The 20,517-nt window shown below is 66.6% G+C and carries 19 protein-coding genes; 7 read left to right on the top strand and 12 right to left on the bottom strand.

Translation table 11 applies throughout. The features are described from left to right. Positions 1 to 6: 6 nt before the first annotated feature. The 10 genes from VNT59_RS13940 to VNT59_RS13895 all read right to left on the bottom strand — a co-directional run bounded on the left by VNT59_RS13940 (position 7) and on the right by VNT59_RS13895 (position 10,188). Positions 7 to 948 carry a hypothetical protein gene (locus VNT59_RS13940; RefSeq protein WP_325499053.1) on the bottom strand — a complete coding sequence of 314 codons (942 nt, stop codon included), beginning with the start codon at positions 946 to 948 and terminating at the stop codon, positions 7 to 9. Continuing rightward, positions 948 to 2,051, bottom strand: coding sequence for a DegT/DnrJ/EryC1/StrS family aminotransferase (locus VNT59_RS13935; RefSeq protein WP_325499051.1), 1,104 nt, complete (start codon positions 2,049 to 2,051; stop codon positions 948 to 950). The genes VNT59_RS13940 and VNT59_RS13935 overlap by 1 nt, the downstream gene beginning before the upstream one ends. Before the next feature lie 41 nt (positions 2,052 to 2,092). Further along, on the bottom strand, positions 2,093 to 3,094 hold the full coding sequence (locus VNT59_RS13930; RefSeq protein WP_325499049.1) for an NAD-dependent epimerase/dehydratase family protein: 1,002 nt from the start codon (positions 3,092 to 3,094) through the stop codon (positions 2,093 to 2,095). Further along, on the bottom strand, positions 3,091 to 3,813 hold the full coding sequence (locus VNT59_RS13925) for a class I SAM-dependent methyltransferase (protein ID WP_325499047.1): 723 nt from the start codon (positions 3,811 to 3,813) through the stop codon (positions 3,091 to 3,093). Before VNT59_RS13925 ends, VNT59_RS13930 begins: the two co-directional genes overlap by 4 nt. Continuing rightward, entirely contained in the window at positions 3,810 to 4,634 is an 825-nt protein-coding gene (locus tag VNT59_RS13920) for a methyltransferase, TIGR04325 family (protein WP_325499045.1), read from the bottom strand. Before VNT59_RS13920 ends, VNT59_RS13925 begins: the two co-directional genes overlap by 4 nt. Further along, positions 4,631 to 5,542: a glycosyltransferase family 2 protein gene (locus VNT59_RS13915; protein ID WP_325499043.1), complete on the bottom strand. Its 912-nt coding sequence runs from the start codon at positions 5,540 to 5,542 to the stop codon at positions 4,631 to 4,633. The genes VNT59_RS13920 and VNT59_RS13915 overlap by 4 nt, the downstream gene beginning before the upstream one ends. After that, positions 5,539 to 6,363 (bottom strand): FkbM family methyltransferase, encoded by an 825-nt coding sequence (locus VNT59_RS13910; RefSeq protein ID WP_325499041.1) that lies wholly within the window; start codon positions 6,361 to 6,363, stop codon positions 5,539 to 5,541. The genes VNT59_RS13915 and VNT59_RS13910 overlap by 4 nt, the downstream gene beginning before the upstream one ends. Then, a complete protein-coding gene (locus VNT59_RS13905; protein WP_325499039.1) occupies positions 6,360 to 7,733 on the bottom strand; it encodes a flippase in 1,374 nt (457 codons plus the stop codon). The genes VNT59_RS13910 and VNT59_RS13905 overlap by 4 nt, the downstream gene beginning before the upstream one ends. 43 nt (positions 7,734 to 7,776) lie before the next feature. Then, positions 7,777 to 8,943 carry a nucleotide sugar dehydrogenase gene (locus tag VNT59_RS13900; RefSeq protein WP_325499037.1) on the bottom strand — a complete coding sequence of 389 codons (1,167 nt, stop codon included), beginning with the start codon at positions 8,941 to 8,943 and terminating at the stop codon, positions 7,777 to 7,779. 192 nt (positions 8,944 to 9,135) lie between these two features. Beyond that, positions 9,136 to 10,188, bottom strand: a complete 1,053-nt coding sequence (locus VNT59_RS13895) for a CDP-6-deoxy-delta-3,4-glucoseen reductase (protein ID WP_325499035.1) — start codon at positions 10,186 to 10,188, stop codon at positions 9,136 to 9,138. Between the two features lie 44 nt (positions 10,189 to 10,232). On the opposite strand from VNT59_RS13895, the gene VNT59_RS13890 reads away from it, so the two are divergent. The 4 genes from VNT59_RS13890 to gmd are packed head-to-tail and all read left to right on the top strand — an operon-like array spanning position 10,233 to position 14,751. After that, a complete protein-coding gene (locus VNT59_RS13890) occupies positions 10,233 to 11,183 on the top strand; it encodes an NAD-dependent epimerase/dehydratase family protein (protein WP_325499033.1) in 951 nt (316 codons plus the stop codon). Between the two features lie 57 nt (positions 11,184 to 11,240). Beyond that, the gene (locus VNT59_RS13885) at positions 11,241 to 12,677 is read left to right on the top strand and encodes a mannose-1-phosphate guanylyltransferase/mannose-6-phosphate isomerase (RefSeq protein ID WP_325499031.1); all 1,437 of its coding nucleotides are present in this window, start codon (positions 11,241 to 11,243) and stop codon (positions 12,675 to 12,677) included. After that, the gene (locus VNT59_RS13880) at positions 12,674 to 13,660 is read left to right on the top strand and encodes a GDP-L-fucose synthase (RefSeq protein ID WP_325499029.1); all 987 of its coding nucleotides are present in this window, start codon (positions 12,674 to 12,676) and stop codon (positions 13,658 to 13,660) included. Before VNT59_RS13885 ends, VNT59_RS13880 begins: the two co-directional genes overlap by 4 nt. Continuing rightward, positions 13,657 to 14,751, top strand: a complete 1,095-nt coding sequence (gene gmd, locus VNT59_RS13875) for a GDP-mannose 4,6-dehydratase (protein WP_325499027.1) — start codon at positions 13,657 to 13,659, stop codon at positions 14,749 to 14,751. The genes VNT59_RS13880 and gmd overlap by 4 nt, the downstream gene beginning before the upstream one ends. 41 nt (positions 14,752 to 14,792) lie before the next feature. On the opposite strand, the gene VNT59_RS13870 is transcribed toward gmd, so the two are convergent. Next, positions 14,793 to 15,854 (bottom strand): S1C family serine protease, encoded by a 1,062-nt coding sequence (locus VNT59_RS13870; protein WP_325499025.1) that lies wholly within the window; start codon positions 15,852 to 15,854, stop codon positions 14,793 to 14,795. A gap of 169 nt (positions 15,855 to 16,023) precedes the next feature. Between VNT59_RS13870 and VNT59_RS13865 the strand changes: the two genes are divergently transcribed. The 3 genes from VNT59_RS13865 (at position 16,024) to VNT59_RS13855 (ending at position 19,160) form a co-directional block, all read left to right on the top strand. Beyond that, the gene (locus tag VNT59_RS13865; RefSeq protein WP_325499023.1) at positions 16,024 to 16,332 is read left to right on the top strand and encodes an H-NS histone family protein; all 309 of its coding nucleotides are present in this window, start codon (positions 16,024 to 16,026) and stop codon (positions 16,330 to 16,332) included. A 402-nt stretch (positions 16,333 to 16,734) separates the two neighbouring features. After that, complete coding sequence (locus VNT59_RS13860) at positions 16,735 to 17,925, top strand: glycosyltransferase (RefSeq protein WP_325499021.1); 1,191 nt, start codon at positions 16,735 to 16,737, stop codon at positions 17,923 to 17,925. Further along, entirely contained in the window at positions 17,922 to 19,160 is a 1,239-nt protein-coding gene (locus VNT59_RS13855; protein WP_325499019.1) for a glycosyltransferase family 4 protein, read from the top strand. Before VNT59_RS13860 ends, VNT59_RS13855 begins: the two co-directional genes overlap by 4 nt. Positions 19,161 to 19,376: 216 nt before the next feature. Here VNT59_RS13855 and VNT59_RS13850 read toward each other — a convergent pair. Beyond that, the coding region (locus tag VNT59_RS13850; RefSeq protein ID WP_325499017.1) for a glycosyltransferase family 4 protein at positions 19,377 to 20,517 on the bottom strand (1,141 nt) is incomplete at its 5' end.

The following is a 20,517-nucleotide window of genomic DNA, read 5'->3' as shown; positions in this document are numbered from 1 at the left end:
CAGCGGTCACAACGGGTAATACACGCGCGACGGCAGGCGCCAGCGGTGGTCGAAGAGCCGTTCCAGGACGCTCCTGCACCGCGTTCCCACGGTCGCCACCTTCTGCGGCCGGGGAACGACACCGATCGCCAGCAGCATGTCGACCGCGCAGCGCAATTCCTTGACGTACTCGCGATAGATGTACTGGCGGGTCGCCGTGGGCAAGGCGTAGTTGCCGCAGTCGACGCCGTAGCCGCCCCTTCCCTTCATCAGCCGCAGCGCGTGGAAATGCCAGCACACGGACGGCCCGTAGGGGAAGCGGGTGGCATTCCAGGGGGCGAGGATCAGCTCCTTGTCGCCCAGCACGTGCACTTCGCGCGAAAACCGCGACGGCCAGTCGTCGAGGTACTTCTGGTCGCCGAACCTGCCATCCTCGTACCGGGCATGGCACCACTCCACGCACTTGTCCTGCCACCAGCGCCGCACCGGCTCACCGCCGTCGCGGGTGAAGGTCACGAACTGCACGCAGTACTGGCCGGCGATGGCCGACTGGTCGTGCTCGGGCGCGTACGCGTGGTCGGTGATCAGCACGTCCTTGCCGGACCGATCGAACTCCCGCAGGATCAGCTGCGGGTCCTTGCGGAACCAGAGGTCCGCGTCGAGGTAGGTGACGCGCTGGACCGTGGCATCCGCGTCGAAGACGAACCTCGGGGCGAAAGGCGTCAACGTCCAGCAGTACTCGGCCCGCGTCCGGTCGGCCTTCACCCGCCTGAGCTCCTCCGTCTCCAGCGCACCGAGCCGCAGCAGCCGCACGTTGGGCAGGGCCAGTTTCGAGAGCGCCTCGTGCGCCTGCTCGTCGACGCACAGCACCCACAACCGGTAGTCGCTGGCATGGCGCTGCAGCGACCGGTGCAGGGCGATGCCCTGGGGCAGGAACAGGGCGTCGAACAAGGTGACGTAGTGCTCCATCAGGTGGCCTCGAAGGAATTCACGGCGGCGATGACGCGGTCCACGTCCGCATCCGACAGCTGCGGGTGGCAAGGGATGGAAAGGCAGGTGGCGGCATGCCGCTCGCTGGCGGCCAGCCCCAAGGGATCGCGCCGGATCTCCCGGCACGGTTGCTGTTCATGCACCGGCACGGGGTAGTGGATCAGGCTCTGGACCTGCCGCTGCTTCAGATGGTCGACGAGCGCAGTCCGCTGCGCGCAGCGCAGCACGAACAGGTGGTGGACATGCGCATCCGCCTGCTGCGGCGGCGCCAGCAGCGAGACCGCGCGGTTCGCGATCTCCTCGCGGTACCTGCGGGCGATGGCCCGGCGCCTGGCGCTGAACTCGGGCAGCCAGCGCAGGCGGCTGGAGAGCATGGCCGCCTGCAGCTCGTCGAGCCGGCTGTTCAGGCCCAGCTCGGGATGGCTGTAGCGCTCGCTCTGGCCGTAGTTGCGCAGGCGTCGCGCGCGCTCGGCCAGCGCATCGCCGTCCGTGACGATCAGCCCGGCGTCGCCGACGGCTCCCAGGTTCTTGGTCGGATAGAAGCTGTACGCGCCGGCAACGCCCCAGGCGCCGGCGGCTCGGTCCCGCCACCTGGCCAGGTGGGCCTGGGCGCAGTCCTCGACCAGATGGACCCCCGCCTCCCGACACAGCGCCTGCCAGCTGTCCATGTCGCGCATCTGGCCGTAGAGGTGCACCAGCACCACCGCCTTGGTGCGGGCCGAGAGGCAGCGCTTCACGCTCTCCGGCGAGAGGATCGCCGTGTCCGGATCGATGTCGGCCAGCACCGGCGTCGCACCGGCCCGCAGGATCGCGAGCACGGTGGCGAACGCCGTCATGGGCGTCGTGATCACCTCGTCGCCGGGACCCACGTCCAGCGCCCGCAGCGCGATCTCGATCGCGTCCATGCCGTTGCCGACGCCGACGCCGTGCCGCGTGCCGCACACGGCGGCCCATTCCTGCTCGAACGCGCTCACTTCGTCGCCCAGGACATACCAGCCCGATTCGATCACGCGCCGCGCCGCCGCGAGCATCTGTTCGCGCAGCGCCGGCGGCTCGGCCTTGAAGTCGTTCATCAGGATCATGTGTGTCTTTCCGCGAACGCGGGGCGTGGCGGCGGCCCCCGTCAATCGCTCCAGTAATGCGCGTGATGAGCCTGGTAGTAGTCGATGGTCTTGTCCAAGCCGGTGCGCAGGTCGACGCCGGGTTGCCATCCCATCGCATTGCGGATCAGCGAAAAGTCGCTGTAGTAATCGCCGATGTCGATGACCTTGCGCTCGGGCGGAAACGCGACGAGCTCGTAGCGCGCCTGCAACCCGCGTCGCTGGCCGATCTCGATCATCAGCTGTGCGAGATCCTTCAGGCCGATGACTTCGCTGCTGCCCAGGTTGAACACCTTCCCGTTGGCCTGCGGGCTGGCGCCGGCCAGCAGCATGGCCTGCACGCAGTCGTCGACGTAGTTGAAGTCGCGCAGTTGCAGGCCGTCGCCGAAAACCTTGATCGGCTTGCCCTCGATCATCAGCCGCACCCAGATGCCCAGGAAGGTCTGGCGGGCGTCGACCACCCGCATGCCGGGGCCGTAGGTGTTGGTCAGGCGCAGCGCGCAGGCCTGGATGCCGTAGACGTTGTTGTACAGGAGGTGGTACCACTCGCCGGCCAGCTTGTTGATGCCGTTGACGTCGACCGGCCGGACGGGATGCTTCTCGTCGACCGGCAGGTAGTCGGGCCGGCCGTACAGCTGGCGGGTGCTGGCGAAGACGATCTTGATCGCGCTGTTGGCCTTGCGGCAGGCTTCCAGGATCGACAGCTGCGCGCCGGCGTTGATGTCGAGGTCGGTCTGCGGGTCGGCCATCGAGTCGAGGTGGCTCGTCTGGCCGGCCAGGTTGAACAGGTAGTCCTTGCCGGCGATCAGGTGGGTCATCGCGGAGGTGTCGCGCACGTCGCAGATGTTGACGGTGACCCGGTCGCGAATGTCCTGCACGTTGAACGGGTTGCCGCCGTACTGCGGGATCAGGCTGTCGGCGATGGTGACGGCCGCGCCTTGCCGCACCAGCGCGCGCGCCAGGCTCGAGCCGATGAAGCCGAGGCCGCCGGTGACGAGGACGGACTTGTTGGCATAGGCATTCACGCTCGTTTCTCCGCGAGAACAAGTTGATCCAGGTACAGGTCGGCGTTCTTTGGCAGCAGCCTCGCGGCGACGACGGCCAGGACGTTGACCACGGCCATGAGCGTGCCCGTCAGGAACAGCTGGGCCCAGCCAGGGAGCGGGAGGGTCACCTTGTACAGGTACCCGTTCAGCAGTTGGAACAGCGTCCCTGCGTCGGCACCGAGCTTCTCCTGTTCCCGCACGGCGAACCCGTTGGCCTCCAGCAGCGAGCGCAGGCCGAAGCTGGAGTAGCGCGCGTAGTCGTACGGTTGCTCGTGCTCGTCCCAAACGAATGGCACGGTCAGGAGCAGTTTCCCGTCCGGACGGAGCACCCGGTGCAACTCACTGAGGAAACCGCCCGGATTGAAGACGTGCTCCAGCACCTGGTTGCACACGACGCCGTCGAAAGACGAATCGCCGAACGGAAACGTCGTTCCGTCATACAGGACATCCGCGGTGCCTCTCGCTTGCGAAGCCGCCGTGTGCACGTCCAACCCCACGTAGGTGTCCGCGGCGAAGAGCTCCCGGTATGGCTTGGTGCCGCAGCCAACGTCCAGCAGCCTTCCGCGCAATGCGGGCGCATGCCGGCGGATTGCGTTCGCCAGGCCCAAGCGGGCATAGTAGAAAGGGTTGAAGAACAGCCCGAGGACGCCCGGGAAGAACTGTCTGCGCAGATAGAAGTTGCGAAGCAGCGATTTCATCGGCGGCGCTCGAACAGCATTCCCTTGAATTCAACCTCGACAGCCTGTCCGACAGCGAGCCTCCCCTCCGGGCTCTGGAAATCGGTGACGCACGCGTAAGCGGGCTCAAGGCTGTCGCGTAGCAGCTGCTCGCTCAGCGCCCACATCGGGTAACTTGCCTCGTAGATGGCGGGATCGACATGCTGGACCAGGGCGACGTCCTGCGACAGACCGGTCAATGGTGTTCGGTCGACGATCAGATACGTCGCGCCGGCGCTCGCCAGTTCGCTGATCACCTCGGCGGGCTGCTGCAGGTACTGCAGGACGCTCGACGCGAGCACGACATTGGGTACGTTTTCCCGCAGGCAGTCGCCAGTGGTCTCGTAGAAGCGAAGCGTGCCGTCCTCGAGTTGCCTCCCCGAGCGCACAAAGTGTTCCTGCTCCACGACGTTCCACCGAACGCTCGCGAGCGGCGCGTGCAGGCGCCGGTATTGGAAATACGTGCTGCCGAGCGAGCCGCCGTAATCGAGCACATTGAGTTGTCCACCGGCGCGAGCGGCTGCCGCCATCAGGGCGGTGGCGACGGGCCAGGAGTATTCCAGGCTGTGGAACAGGACCGAATCTCGCTCGAACACTGCTTCCCCTCTCTTCACCGCCAGGACCGCGGCGAGCACCTTGTCCAGGATGGCGGCGGCGTCGTACCCCGAGGATCGGGCGGCGGCCGCGCTCCAGGAGGCGTAAGGCCCCTCGAAGCGGGTGCGTCCCAGTCGATTTCCCCGCAGCGCGCCGGCGATGACCGGCGGCAGCCATTGCTTGCCGAAGAACTTCAGCGACTCGATCATGAGACAACTTTCCGCAGCAGCCCGTTGAACCGCTGCCGGATCCGCGAGAGACGGCTCGGGCGCGCGGCGCGGAAGTAGCGTTCGAAGGCCCGGAGGCCCTCCTGCGAAGCCGCGGGATCGCCGACGCGGTCCAGATTGATCGGGTCCAGGGCCAGTTCGACCGCGTGCAGGTCCGTGGCGCTGCAATGCGTGCCGCTGCTGTCGTTCCCGATGTTGTGCACCAGGCTGCGCCCGGGGTAGAGCGTCAGCTTGGACGCCAGGAATGCCGAGGCGTACCAGCGGATCGCCCAGGAGTCGTTGCTGCCGGCGATCTGGCTGCGCAGCATGTCCGAGTAGGGGTGGCTCCCGTTGAAGTCGAACGCGTCCAGCAGCCGGCGGCGCGTCAGTTCGTCCAGCAGCGCCTGGCCGTCGGGATTGAACAGCCGCCAGCCGCGGCGCCACGTGGCCCAGCCCCAGCAATCGGCGCCCGGCAGGAAGAAGGCTTCCGGCAGCGGCTGCTTCACGGGGTAGACGTAGCCATGGACGCTGATCACCCGCTCGTCGTCGGCGAAGCGCGCCAGACCCTCGTTCATGTAGCGCAGGAAATGCGGCGAGGTCACCATGTCGTCCTCGAGGACGATCAGGCGCTCGTGGGCCTGCAGCACCTGGCCGACCCCGCCGATGATCGAGCGCGACAGCCCCAGGTTCTGGGGCCGCTCGTGGATCGTGACGGAACGAAAGCCGGCGATCTGCCGGAGGTAGGCGCGGACTTCCGCCACCCGCGGCTCGTGCGCCGGCGCGCGGGCCGCGTCCGAGAAAACGATCAGGTCGGACTCGGCCGCCAGGTCGTTGCGCAGCAGGGCCTCCACGGTGCGGGCGGTGTGGGTCGGGCGCGCATAGGTGAAGAGCGCGATCGGTGCGGGGCTCATGGCCTTGCTGCCTCCGGACGGGACATGCCTTTGCGGAACGCCACGATGTTCTGGTAGGCGAAGATCTCGCAGTCCACCGCCGTGTATTGCCTGATCGGAGCCAGGCCGTCCGGAAGGAGGCGGTACAGCGAGTAATCGCGCAGGAAGTCCCAGAAGTCCTTGAAGAAGACGCCGCTGACGACGTTCATCTCGTTGAACTCGAAATGGATCACGTCCACCAGGCCGGCGGCGATGTGCCGGCCGAATCCACGCAAGGCGGCCAGCTCGTTGCCTTCGGTGTCGATCTTGAGCAGGTCGATCCGGCCGAGCCCGTGTTCGGCTGCGAAGTCGTCGAGCCGCAGCAACTGCACGCGGTGCGAGACCGCTTCGGCGCCCTGGATCTGCTCGATGACGCCGCGATGCAGCGAGGCATGGGACGAGCCGTCCTGGCTGGCATAGTCGAACAGCTCGACGACGCCGCTGTCCATGCCCGCCGCGGCGTTCACGGGCCGGATGGTCGCGGCTCCCAGATGCGCCAGGTTCTTCACGAGCTTCCCGTATGTGACGGGGTGGGGCTCGAAGGCGTAGACCACGGCTTGCGGGCTGACGGCATGCACGTTGGCCGAGTACCGACCCTCGTTGGCGCCGACGTCCAGCACCACGGGCGCCTTGCGTCCGGCCAGGGTCTTGCGCAGGAACCGATCCTCGCCGCTGACCCGGTCCGACTCGAAATTCAGGATGCCCATGCCGCGCAGGCTGCACCAGTACAGAAAGCAGTTCAGGCGATAGAAGACGGCGCGGCCGAACAGGAAGCGATAGGCCCTCAGCAGCGGCTGGATCACGGCTTGCTCCGGAAGGCGAAACGCAGGGGCGCCAGGAACGATCGCGTCTTCATGCGAAAGCACATCCTGGTCCGGGCGCCGACCGCGTCGAAGAGATAGGCCGCGATCGCCTGCGACAGCAAGGTCGCGACCGCGGCGCCGGCGGCGCCGTAGGCAGGAATCAGATAGAAATTGCCTACCACGTTGAAGAGCGCGCCCCACAAGGTCCGCTGGAAGGCCAGCTGCTGCAGGTTCTCGTTGACGTACCAGCAGCTGCTGGCCACGCCCAGGGCGGCGAACACACCGGTCCAGACATGGATTTGCAGGACGCCCGCGGCGGCGGCGAATTCGGGCCCGAAGAGAACGCTCACCAGCAGCGGGGCGGCCACGGTGATCGCCACGGCGATGACGAGCGACATCATGGTCAGCATGTCGTACAGCGTTTGCAGCTGGCCCAGGTACGCCGATTCTCCGGTCTCCTTGGCCTTCGTGATCGCGGGAAAGAAGGATGCGACCACGACCATCGGAATGAAATACCAGACCTCGCTCAGCCTGGTGGCCGCGCCGTAGATGCCGACCTCGCGCGGCCCCAGCATCTGGCCCAGCATGACCTGGTCGATCCCCATGTAGACCGCGACGGAAAGGCCGGACAGCATCAGCGGCCAGCTGTGCTGCATCAGGCGACGGGCGCGCTCGACGCCCGGCTGCCATTGCAGCGGCCGGCCGCCCCGGGCCGCGTAGATCGCCAGCAGGCCGGCGGCGCAGGCCGCTGCCTCGGCCAGGGTCACCCAGACGAAGGCCATCAGGCCGGCATGCGACAGGATCATCGCCACCTTGACGGCGGCCATGGCCAGGAACGCCGCGCTTTCGACCCAGACGGCGTAGCGCGACTCCACCCGCGAGTCGAACCAGTACTTGACGACGTCGGTGGACCGGAACACCAGTGTCAGGCTCAGGACGCCCACCATCGCGATCGTGGGATCGTCGCCCGGCCGCAGCGCCGCGACGGACGCCGCGACCAGCAGGGCCGCAACGGCGCCCGCGGCGAACTGCAGGACGAACGCGGTGCCGAGAATGCTGCGCCCCGCGGCCGGTTCGCGCACCAGGTCGCGCACGACGATGCTGTTCAGCCCGAGTCCCGCGAGCGGGGCCGCCAGCACCAGGCAGGCGAGCGCGTAGTTGAACTGCCCGTATTGCGCCGGCCCGAGATAGCGAGCCAGCCAGACGCCGACCAGCAGGCCGACGCCCATGCGCAGCACGCGGTCGACGGCGAGCCAGCCGATGTTGTCGAGGATCGAGGCCAGGGCCGGGCGGCGCTCCATGCGTTTGCGCAGCGGCGCCGGCAGCCAGCGCACCAGCGCGCCGCCGGAGGGGTCGGCGCGGTCGCTCATGGCGCTGGCTGGCGAGGGCAACTGTGAAGGCATGCGCTGCGCATCAACCGGTGCCGAACAGGTCGCGCGTGAAGAGCTTGCCCTTCACGTCGTCCAGCGCCGGTGCGACGCGATTGGCAACGATCAGGTCGGCCTCGCGCTTGAACGCGGCCAGGTCGGTGACCACCCGGCAGCGGCCGAACTCGGCACGATCCTTCAAGGCCGGCTCGTGCACGATCACCTCGATGCCCTTGGCCAGCAGGCGCTCGATGACGCCCTGGATCGAGGAAGCGCGGAAATTGTCGGCGCCGGCCTTCATGATCAAGCGGTACACCCCCACCGTCCTGGGCTGCAGGCGCACGATGCTCTCGGCGATGAAGTCCTGGCGCGTCGCATTGGCCTGGATGATCGCGTGGATCAGGTTCTGCGGAACGTCCTGAAAGTTGGCCAGCAGCTGCCTGGTGTCCTTGGGCAGGCAGTAGCCGCCGTAGCCGAACGAGGGGTTGTTGTAGTGGCTGCCGATGCGCGGGTCCAGGCCGACGCCCTCGATGATCTGGCGCGTGTCCAGCCCGCGCGCGGCGGCGTAGGTGTCGAGCTCGTTGAAGTAGGCGACCCGCATGGCGAGGTAGGTGTTGGCGAACAGCTTGATCGCCTCGGCCTCGGTGCTGCCGGTGAACAGGGTTGGAATGTCCCGCTTCAGGGCGCCTTGCTGCAGCAGCCGGGCGAAAGCCTCGGCACGCGGCGAACGGTCGCCGACCACGATGCGCGACGGATGCAGGTTGTCGTAGAGCGCATGGCCTTCCCGCAGGAACTCGGGGGAAAAGACGATGTTGTCGCTGCGCGCTGCCAGGCGCATCCGGGCGGTGAAGCCCACCGGCACCGTCGACTTGACGACGATCAGCGCGCGCTCGTTCAGCGCGATGACGTCGCGGATGACGGATTCGACCGAGGTGGTGTCGAAGTGATTGGCCGTCGCGTCGTAGTCGGTCGGCGTGGCGATGACGACGAAGTCGGCGGCCGCGTAGGCGTCCCGCTTGTCGGTCGTGGCGCGCAGGCGCAGCGGCTTTTCGAGATACGCCTCCAGCTCCGGATCGGCGACGGGCGAGCGCCTGGCGTTGACCATCGCCACTTTTTCCGCGGCGATGTCGAAGGCGACGACATCGTTGTGCTGCGCAAGCAGGACGGCGATCGACAGGCCGACATAGCCGGTCCCGACTACGGCGATCTTCATGATGCGTGCTGCAGGCCGGCCCACCCTTGGCGGCCAGGGGAGCCGAGCGCGATGGCCGGAGGCGGGAGCGTCATATGAATCGACTCTACCGTAAGCCCGGTGAGGGGTCCACACCGCGGCCGGGCGCGGCCGTGCGAAATGCCCGCCGATGGCGCCGCAGCCGCGGGGCGCCGGGCGGGCGATGGCGAAACTTCAGTCGCTGTGCTTGTCCGCTTCGGTCGTGAACGAGTCCGCGTAGAACTCCTCGGGCGGCAGTCCGGCCTTCGCCGAATACTCGGCCCGGGCCGAATCGACCACGATCGGCGCGCCGCAGGCATACACTTGGTGCCCGGACAGGTCCGGAAAGTCCTCCAGCACGGCGCGGTGCACGAAGCCGGTGCGGCCGGTCCAGTTGTCCTCGGGCAGCGCGTCCGAGATCACCGGCACGTACTTCAGGTTCGGCATCTCCCCCAGCTTGGCCCGCACCCAGTCGTCGAGGTACAGGTCGCCCGGCCGCCGGCCGCCCCAATACAGGGTCGCGGGCCGCGCGCTGCCCTTGAACTGCATGTGCTCGATCACCGCCTTGATCGGCGCGAAGCCGGTGCCAGAGGCCAGCAGGATCATCGGCTTGTCGGAGTCCTCGCGCAGGAAGAAGCTGCCGAACGGCCCCTCCACCCGCAGGATCTCCTTCTCCTTCATCGCGGTGAACACGTGGTCGGTGAACTTGCCGCCGGGCATGTGCCGCACGTGCAGTTCCACGTGCGGGCCGTTGTGCGGGGCGTTGGCCATCGAGTAGCTGCGGCGCGCGCCGTCGCGCAGGATGAACTCGATGTACTGGCCGGCGTGGTAGCGGAAGGTGTCGTTGGCCGGCAGCTGCAGCTTGATGATCATGACGTCGTTCGACTTCTTCTCCAGCGTGGAGACGCGCGACGGCATCTTGCGGATCGGGAAGGCGCTCTCGTCGGTGACCTGCTTGGACTCCAGCACCAGGTCGCTCTGCGGCACCCCGCAGCAGGTGAGGATGTAGCCGTTGGCTTCCTCCAGCTCGTTCAGCGCCTTGCTCTGGTGCGGCCCGTGCTGCACCGTGCCTTCCAGCTTCTTGCACTTGCACGAGCCGCACGCGCCGTCCTTGCAGCCGTACGGCATGCCGATGCCCTGACGGATGGCGGCGGCCAGGATGGCTTCGCCGGGATCGACGCTGAACGATCGGCCGCTGGGCTGGACGGTGACTTGAAAGGGCCCGCTGGCGGTCTCGGCGCTCGACATGGTTTCGGTATCCTCGGCACTCTGGTCGTGTATCGAATCTGATTGTGCCTTCAATCCAAAGCCCCCTCGGCGCCCTGCCGGCGCGCTTCCGCCGCGAACGGGTCCTGATCGTCGGCTGCGGCGACATCGGGATGCGGGTGGCCCGGCTGCTTGGCCGGCGGGCGCGGCTGCTGGCGCTGACGTCATCGCCGGGCCGCGCGCCCCGGCTGCGGGAACTGGGCATCACGCCGCTGGCCGGCAACCTGGACCAGCCGCCCAGCCTCGCGCGGCTGGCCGGGCTCGGTACCCGCGTGATCCACCTGGCGCCCCCCGAAAGCGACCTGGGCTCGCAGTGGTGGCGCGATCCGCGCACCATGGCGCTGCTGCGGGCGCTGCGCCGGCGCACGCCGCCGTCGTCCCTGGTCTACGGCTCCACCAGCGGCGTGTACGGCGACTGCGGCGGCGACCGCGTCGACGAAACCCGGGCCGTGAACCCGCGCACGCCGCGGGCGCAGCGGCGGGTCGACGCCGAGCGTGCCGTGCGCCACTACGGCCGCGCCGCGCACGTGCGCGCCGGCATCCTGCGCATCCCGGGCATCTACGCGCCCGATCGCGAGGGCGGCACGCCGCGCGAGCGGCTGCTGCGCGGCACCCCCGTGCTGCAGGCGTCCGACGACGTCTACACCAGCCACATCCACGCCGACGACCTCGCCCGGGCGGTCATCGCCGCCATGTGGCGGGCCAGGCCGCAGCGCATCTACAACGCCAGCGACGACACCGAGCTGAAGATGGGCGACTACTTCGACCTGGCCGCCGACCTGTACGGCCTGCCGCGCCCGCGCCGCCTGCCGCGCAGCACGGCGGAGGACGAACTGCCGCTGATGCTTCTGAGCTTCATGAGCGAGTCGCGCCGGCTGGCGAACCAGCGCATGAAGCGAGAGCTGCGGCTGGCCCTGCGCTATCCGACGGTGGCCGCCGGCCTGCACGGCCCCGCCGACAGTGCTCCGCCGGATTGACCCGCACGCCGCCCGAGCTCTCATAATGGTCGAGTTCAACCACCTCGGTGCCCGCCAATGATTCAACCGGTGATCCTGTGCGGCGGATCCGGCACACGGCTCTGGCCGCTGTCCCGCAAGTCCTTCCCCAAGCAGTTCGTGCCGCTGATCGGCGGGCACAGCCTGCTCGAACTGACGCTGGAGCGGGTCAAGCCGCTGGGCGCCGGAACGCCGAAGCCCGAAGTCCTGTGCGTGGGTTCCGAGGAGCACCGGTTCTTCATCAGGGAAGCCGCCGAGGCGGCCGGCACGGCCGGCACCATCATCCTGGAGCCGGTCGCGCGCAACACGGCGGCCGCGATGGCCCTGGCCGCCCTGCACGTGGCGCCCGAACAGAAACTGCTGTTCGCCCCGGCCGACCACCACATCCCGGACGTGGATGCCTTCGTTTCCATGGTCCGGCACGGCGCCGCCACGGCGGAGCAGGGCGCCATCGTGGTCTTCGGCGTCGCGCCGAGCTTTCCCAGCACGGCCTACGGCTACATCGAAAAAGGCGTGGACCGCGGCGATGGCGCATTTGCGGTGGCCCGGTTCATCGAAAAGCCGAATGCCGCCAAAGCCCAGGAATTGCTTTTTTCCGGCCGCGTGCTGTGGAATGCCGGCATTTTCCTGTGCACCGCCGGCGCATTGCTGCAGGCATTGGAACAGCACGCGCCGGATATTCTGGCCGCCGCCCGCAATGCCATGGCCAATTCGACCCGCGACGGCGATTTCCTGCGGCCGGAAGCGCAAGCCTTCGCCGCCTGCCGCGGCGAAAGCATCGATTACGCGGTGATCGAGCGGCACGACAACGTCGTCGTATTTCCATTCGACGGCAGCTGGAGTGATGTCGGCAGCTGGAATTCGGTGGCCGAGCTGTCGGCGCCCGACGCGGCCGGCAACCGGGTCGCCGGCAACGGCACCGTGCTCGGGGCCGAAAGCACCTACATCCATGCGCCCACCCGGCGGGTGGTGGCGCTGGGCACCAGGGATCTGCTGATCATCGACACGCCCGACGCCTTGCTGGTGGCGGCGCGCGCGGCCGCCGAGCAGGTGAAGGCGGTGGTCGGTGCGCTGGAGGCGGAACAACGGCCGGAGGCGCTGGATCACCGCAAGGTGGCACGGCCCTGGGGTTGGTACGACAGCATCGAGGCCGGCGACCGCTTCCACGTCAAGCGCATCCACATCAAGCCGGGCGCCGCGCTCAGCCTGCAGATGCATCACCACCGCGCGGAGCATTGGGTGGTGGTGCGGGGCACCGCCGAGGTGACCTGCGGCGCCGAAACCTTCCTGCTCTCCGAGAACCAGTCCACCTACATCCCGCTGGGCGAGCTGCACCGGGTGCGCAACCCCGGCAAGACCGACCTCGAGATGATCGAAGTGCAGTCCGGCAGCTACCTGCAGGAAGACGACATCGTCCGCTTCGACGATTCCTACGGACGCGTGGTGCCGCTGGACGCGGCCAAGAAGGCGGCGTGAGCTCGAAGATCTTCGTCGCCGGGCACCGTGGCATGGTGGGCGCCGCCATCGTCCGGGCGCTGGCCACGCGGCCAGGCGCCGAGATCGTGACGCGCAGCCACGGCGAACTCGACCTGGTGGACCAGGCGGCGGTGCGGGCCTTCTTCGCCGCCGAAAAGCCGACGCAGGTGTACCTGGCCGCGGCAAGGGTCGGGGGCATCCACGCCAACAACACCATGCCGGCCGAGTTCATCTACCAGAACCTGATGATCGAGGCCAACGTCGTCGAGGCCGCGTTCCGCGCCGGCGTCCGGCAGCTGCTGCTGCTCGGCTCGAGCTGCATCTACCCGAGGCTGGCCGCGCAGCCGATGCGCGAGGACGCGTTGCTGGCCGGCCCGCTGGAGCCGACCAACGAGCCCTATGCCATCGCCAAGATCGCGGGCATCAAGCTGTGCGAAAGCTACAACCGCCAGTACGGCGGCAGCCACGGCGTCGATTACCGCAGCGTGATGCCGACCAACCTGTACGGGCCCGGCGACAACTACCACCCCGAGCACTCGCACGTGATCCCGGGACTGATCCGCCGCTTCCATGAAGCCAAGGTGCGGCAGCTGCCGACCGTGACCGTCTGGGGCACCGGCACGCCGCTGCGCGAGTTTCTGTACGTCGACGACCTGGCCGCTGCCTGCGTCCACGTGATGAATCTGGACAAGGCCACGTACGACCGGCACACCCAGCCGATGGTCAGCCACATCAACGTCGGCAGCGGCGCCGAGATCTCGATCGGCGAGCTCGCCGCGCTGGTGGCAGCGACGGTGGGGTATCGCGGCCGCATCGTGTTCGACGACAGCAAGCCGGACGGCACGCCGCGCAAGCTGATGGACAGCGCCCGCATCAACGCGCTGGGCTGGCGGGCGGGCACCGGGCTGGCGCAGGGGCTGCGCCTGGCCTACGCGGATTTCCTTCAAACGGCCGCCGCCGCGGCCCCGGGAACACCCCTATGAACGCACCCGACAAGGTCGCCCTGATCACCGGCATCACCGGACAGGACGGCGCCTACCTGGCCGAATTCCTCCTCGACAAGGGCTACATCGTCCATGGCCTGAAGCGGCGCACCAGCCTGTTCAACACGGACCGCATCGATCACCTCTATCGCGACCGGCACGAGAAGGACGTCCGGTTCTTCCTGCACCACGGCGACCTGACCGACAGTTCGAGCCTGACCCGGATCATCCAGCAGACGCAGCCGGACGAGATCTACAACCTGGCGGCGCAAAGCCACGTGGCCGTGAGCTTCGAGGAGCCCGAGTACACCGCCAACTCCGACGCGCTGGGCGCACTGCGGATCCTGGAGGCCATGCGCATCCTGGGGCTGGAGAAGTCGACCCGCTTCTACCAGGCCTCGACCAGCGAGTTGTACGGCCTGGTGCAGGAGACGCCGCAGAAGGAAACCACGCCCTTCTATCCGCGCAGCCCGTACGCCGTCGCCAAGCTCTATGCCTACTGGATCACGGTGAACTATCGCGAGGCCTATGGCATCTATGCCTGCAACGGCATCCTGTTCAATCACGAGAGCCCGGTGCGCGGCGAGACCTTCGTCACGCGCAAGGTCACCCGCGCGCTGGCGCGCATCAAGCTCGGCCTGCAGGACTGCCTGTATCTCGGCAACCTCGATGCCAAGCGCGACTGGGGCCACGCCAAGGACTACGTCGAGATGATGTGGCTGATGCTGCAGCAGGAGCAGCCCGAGGACTTCGTCGTCGCCAGCGGGGTGCAGTACAGCGTGCGCGATTTCGTCGACGCGGCGGCCCGGGAGTTCGGCATCGCCATCACCTGGAAGGGCTCCGGGGTGGACGAGAAGGGCTACGACGCCGCCGGCAAGTGCATCGTCGAGGTCGATCCGGGCTATTTCAGGCCGACCGAAGTCCAGACCCTGCTCGGCGACGCCAGCAAGGCCAGGCAGAAGCTGGGTTGGGTGCCGAAGATCGGCTTCCGCGAGCTCGTCGCCGAGATGGCGCGCGAGGACCTGAAGTCGGCCGAGCGCGACGAGCTGATCAAGAAGCACGGCTACCAGCCGATGGACTACAACGAGTAAGGCGCGCTTCGCGCCGGCGGTTCACATGGGGAGGGTTGACCTCAAATCCCCGCCGGCTTCGCCATCGTCGTCATGCGGTCCACGCCGCGCAGCGTCAGCGTGCGGACATCGTCGCCGCGCTGCAGCGTGATGCGGATCTCGTCGTCCGGCCTGGCCCGCTTCCAGAGCCCCTTGTAGAACCGCTCCAGCGAATCCACCGGCTCGCCGTCCACCGCCAGGATCATGTCGCCGCGCTGCATGCCGCCGGCCTGCGCCGGGCTGCCTTGCGTCACGCGCATCACGAACACCCGTCCGTCCTGTTCGCCGGAGGTCAGACCCAGCCACGGGCGGTGGCTCTGGCGCGAACTGCCGGTGGCCTGCATCTCGGCCAGGATCGGCTTCAACAGGTCGATCGGCACGAACATGTTGCCCGGCACCCGGGGCGGCTGCCCCAGCGCGTCGGCCACGAACAGGCTGCCGATCCCCAGCAACTCGCCGCGCTGGTTGAACACCGGTGCGCCGCTGTGGTTGCCCACCGCGGGGCTGGTGAACAGGGCATCGTCGATGTGATATTCCCAATAGCCCGAGAACGGCCGCTTGCTGACCAGGCGGGTGACTTCCACCTCGGCATCGCTGCCGCCCGTCGAAACCATCAGCGGCTCGCCAACGGCCAAATGCGAGACGCTGCCCAATCGCACCGGGGTGATGCCGCGCAGCGGCAGCAGCGGGCGCACCAGCCCGAATCCGGTGGCCTGGTCGTACGCCACCGGCTGCGCCGGCCAGACCTTGCGGTCCTGGGTGGTCACCTGGATGGTTTCGGCTTCGACGATCAGATAGCCGATGGTCAGGATCAGGCCGTCGGCGCCGATCACCACCCCGGAGCCGCTGCGCTCACGCCCCAGCGTTTCCGCGGAGGGGGCCTGGGGGACGGCCGTCACTTCGAGCCCCACCACCGCAGCATTCGCCCGCTTCAATGTCTCCAGCGCCGACTGGATGCCGGCGTTGCTGTCCGGCGCGCCGACTGCGGGCGCGAGGCCGCCGAGAAGCAGCAAGGACACGAGAACCACCAACCGCGACCACATGGCACACCTCCCCGGTGAGACGTCACTGCATGCATCAAGCATGGGCCGTCCGCGGGAAAGTGCAACCGGCTGGCGCAATTTCGGGGCGGCCAGCCTGGGCCGTTCGAGCAGACCTCAACAGCACGAGCGGCGCCTGATTCATTTGCCGTTTGACCAACGATACGAGGCCGGTCGTACATAATTCACTTTTCAATTGATCTGAAAGGGAACCATGGCAACCTACGTCGAATTGATGGAAAGAGCGCAAAAGCTGATGGCGGAGGCCGAGCAGGTGCGGCAAAAGGAAATCAGCGACGTGATTGCAGAAATTCGCCAGAAAATGGAAGCCTACGGGCTGACGGTTCAGGATCTCGGCGGCGGTGCGCCGGCTCGCAAGCGCGCCGGCGGCAGCCGGAGCAAGGGCGCCGTCAAATACCGCGGCCCGAATGGCGAAACCTGGTCCGGCGGCCGCGGCCGCAAGCCGCGCTGGGTGCAGGAAGCGCTGAAAGCCGGGAAGAACATCGAAGACTTCGCGGTCTGATTCCGCGCCGGGCTCGAGCCCGTTCCCCCAACGAACGCCCGCTTTCGCGGGCGTTGTCGTTTCCGGGCGCTGGACCGGACCTCGACGCGCCGGGCTTGCGTCTCGGGGCTGCCAGCAACGCTCGAATAACCCCTCACGCCGCCATGGTTCAGTGGCGTGCGAACCGCGCCGAGCGAACTTTCGGGTGGCATCCGTCACGGTCTGCCCGTCGCCGCGTAACGAAGTGTCTCTTTTCTGTCTCAGAATATCGCTGACATCGAATCGGGGATTTCCCATGCTGGACGCGCTGCACAGTGTGTTCTACAGTCGCCACTCCCCTGGAAACGGGTGCGAAGTTACATAAGAACACATTAGCAGTACCTCGATTCGAGGCGCACCGCAGTTTCAGGAGGGTACAAATCCATGCTTGACGCAAGCGTTGTTTCGTGGCAGGCGGCATCCACTGCTGCGGCGCTGCTCTGTGCCTTTGCCGTGTCGCTCGGACTGGTGCTGACGAAAAAGCACCACGGCCACCTGACACTGGACAGCACCATCGGCGTGCAGAAATTTCATGCCGAGCCGACGCCGCGCGTCGGCGGCATCGGGATCTATCTCGGCCTCGTGCTCGCCTGGATGCTCGTGCGCGACCGGGGCGTGCGGGAGATCCTGGGCGTGATCCTCGCCGCCGGCTTCGTGCCGCTGGTCTGCGGCCTGGCCGAGGACCTGACCAAAAAAGTGGGCGTGCTGCCGCGGTTGATCGCCACCATGTTGGGCGGCGTCGTCGCCTGGGCGATCAGCGGCGTGGCGCTGAACCGCCTGGACGTGTACGGCCTCGACTGGCTGATGACGTTGACGCCCGTCGCGGTCATCTTCACGGCGTTTGCGGTGGGCGGCGTGGCCAACGCGATCAACATCATCGACGGCTTCCACGGCCTGGCCAGCGGCACCACCATCATCGCGCTGCTGGCGCTGGGCTCGATCGCGGCGCAGGCCGACGACCCGCAACTGGCCATTGCGTGCTTCATGCTCGCCGCCGCCATCGGGGGCTTCTGGCTGGTGAACTACCCCTGGGGCAAATTGTTCATGGGCGACGGCGGCGCCTATTTCTCCGGTTTTGCGCTGGCCTGGCTGGCCGTCCTGCTGCCCGTGCGCAACCCCGAGGTGTCGGTCTGGGCGTCATTGCTGGTGTGCGCCTATCCGGTGATCGAAGTGATCTACAGCATGGTGCGGCGCTACGCGAAGCGGCAGTCGCCGGGGGAGGCGGACAGCGGGCACCTGCACAGCCTGATCAAGGTGAATTTGGTCCGGCCGAGGCTGTCTGCCAAAGGTGTGGATAAGAGCGTGCGGAATGCGGCGGTCTCGCCGATTGTCTGGGCTTTCACGTCGGTGCCTGCCGTGTTGGCAACTGTCTTGTTCTACCAGCCGGCGCTGCTCGGAATGGCCTTAGTGGGTTGCGCATTGCTGTATCACATCTGGTATCAGCACTTGGCGCAAAAGCGATTGACTCCGGAAATTTCCCGAAAAGTTGAACTGCCGCAGTACCCGATCCGTCGGCGCGTCAAGCATGCGCGCCATCGTCCTCGTGAGCGGCGCGTGCAGCGGGGGGTCTCTTGAGCAGTCGCAAGCTCCGAATTGCTGTGGTGTCGAACTCGGCCTGGAATTTATTTAACTTTAGGCTAAACCTTATTCGCTGCCTTCAGGCTGCCGGCCACACTGTGGTTGCGGTGGCGCCGTCAGATCGATTTGGTGCCAAGCTAGAGCTAGAGGGTATAACGTTCAGGCCAGTGGCTATCGCTGCGCACGGGGTCAACCCGTTGGCTGAGTTGCGGGCTGTGTGGCAACTTGGAACCGTATTTAGGCGGGAAGCGGTCGATCTCGTCCTGAGTTACACACCAAAGGGCAACCTCTATTCCGCGCTAGCCTGCGTCGCCGTGGGGGTGCGGTTTGTGCCCAATGTTTCGGGACTTGGACGGGCCTTCATCCGGCGATCACCAATTACTTGGATGGCGCTGGCCCTGTACCGGCTCACATTTCCTCGTGCTCACCACGTCTTCTTTCAGAACTTCGACGACATGAATGTGTTCGTCAAGGCGAAGTTGGTGCATATCAAAAATGCGGAGCGCCTACCCGGTTCAGGAGTAGATCTAGCTCGATTTCAGCCGATCGAAGGGTGGCCACAGGGCAGCAGTGACGCGCCCGTCTTCCTACTGGTCGCACGAATGCTCTGGGACAAAGGTGTTGGCGAGTATGTGACTGCCGCACGCACGTTAAGAGCAAGTTATCCGCGGGCAAATTTTCGATTGCTGGGCGACCTGGCAAGTTCGAATCCATCGGCCATCCCTAAGGAGCAAGTGGACGCCTGGGTCAAGGAGGGGCTGATCACATACCTAGGAAGCACAGAGGACGTAAGGCCATTCGTTGCTGAGGCCGATTGCATCGTGTTGCCTTCGTATCGCGAGGGTGTCCCTCGGGTGCTGCTCGAGGCAGCAGCGATGGCCCGTCCGGTCATCACCACTGACGCCCCAGGTTGCCGGGACGCCGTCGTCGACGGCGAAACTGGGTTCCTCTGCCGTCCACGCGATGGTGCGGACCTTGCTGCCAAGATGCGCTTGTTTCTTGATCTACCGCTGGATCAACGTCACTTGATGGGACGCCGGGGACGCGAGATGGTGCAACGCGGTTTCGATGAACTGTTTGTTCTTGACCGCTACAGGCGCTTGGTGGCCACATTCGCAGTCGGCGGACAGCCTGAGGCAGGGTGGGCGCATCGTATGCCCGCTTCGACGCCTGACGTCGAAGTGATCAATGCTCGAAGGGACGTTGCTGCCGCGACGGTAGACAGATATTGACTACTACGCTGCGGCGCTCCGGCGCCGGCGCGGCATTGCACCGCGACCCCACTGGAGCCTAGGGGCAAGACAGATAAACGAATAGTAGTCAGCTGATTGAGGCGATCTCCCTTGCCGGGAACGCCGCCATAGCGTTCGCAAGACCAAGACGTTCGCGCAGATCCGCACTCTGTCCTGGGACCGCTATCGGCTTCGTGAAGTGCCCGAAGCCCGTAACTACCGGGATCTCCATGCCCGTGCAACCGCCAGCGTTGTGGCGTAGAGATTTTCGAAGCGTTCATTACATCGCTCCATCGAGTACTCCTGAACGATGCGGGCGCGCGCGCTGCGGCCGAAAGCGTCTCGTTCAGCGGATGGAAGACCCAGCATGCGAACAATGCTCTCGGCCAAGGCGCTGCTGTCCTCCGGTGGTGACACAAGCCCGCACGATCCCAGCAGCGATGCGGCGTCCCCCACGTCCGTCGTCACGCACGGTCTTCCCATTGCCATCGCTTCGGCCAGCACGTTGGGAAAGCCTTCGGTTCGCGATGGAAGCACGAACACCTCCATGGCAGCCATACACACAGCGGGGTCCGAACGCTGTCCCAGCAGAATGAAGCGATCTGCAAGGCGGGTCTGGCCAATCCAAGCGACCAGTTGCCGATTCTCCCAGTCGCAATCGCGCCCGACCATGAGGAAGCGCACGCGAGTGTCGCGGGCCCCTACGATGCCCGCGGCACGCACGAAATTGTGCTGATCTTTGACGTGCGAAAACCGTCCCAGGGTTCCGACGGTGCATGCCGACTCATCGATTCCGAGCTGGCGCCGCAACTGGGCGCCGTCTTCTGAGGCCGGGTTCCAACTGCCGATGTCTAATCCATTGGGGATCACCAGCATGCGATCCGCACGGTATCCGAGTGCCACGTGCAGTCTGCGCGCAGCTTCTGCCGCGCAGACGATCTTGTCCGGAATCACGGCCGAAGATCGCGCGCATAACCACCTGATCATCGGAGTCACACGTGAACCGCCCTTCGCAACATCCGTCGTGCGAATTCCCCAGATCACCACGGGCACCTTGGCTAGGCGGGCAGCCAAACCCCCCAGAAGATCCGCGTGGTACATCCAGGTTTGCACGATGTCCGGCTGCAGTTCGCGAAAGCATCGGACCAGACGGAACAGCGCAGTTGGCGCATGTATCCCGGAGCGCATCCCTAGCGGTATCACCATGATCCCCTGCTCACGCATCTGAGTGCCTACTGGACCAAGAGACGTCAGGGAAACCACGATGTGCCGATTCGTCGAGGTGCGAAGTTGGGCCCGCAGCAGGCGCTGGAGCATCAGCTCTGCACCGCCGACGTCCAGTCCTACGATCACATGC

Origin of the sequence: Ramlibacter sp., assembly GCF_035554825.1 — a bacterium.
Taxonomy (GTDB): domain Bacteria; phylum Pseudomonadota; class Gammaproteobacteria; order Burkholderiales; family Burkholderiaceae_C; genus Ramlibacter.
The sequence above is the reverse complement of the archived record's forward strand: the minus strand, read 5'-3'. Positions and strand labels throughout refer to the sequence as shown.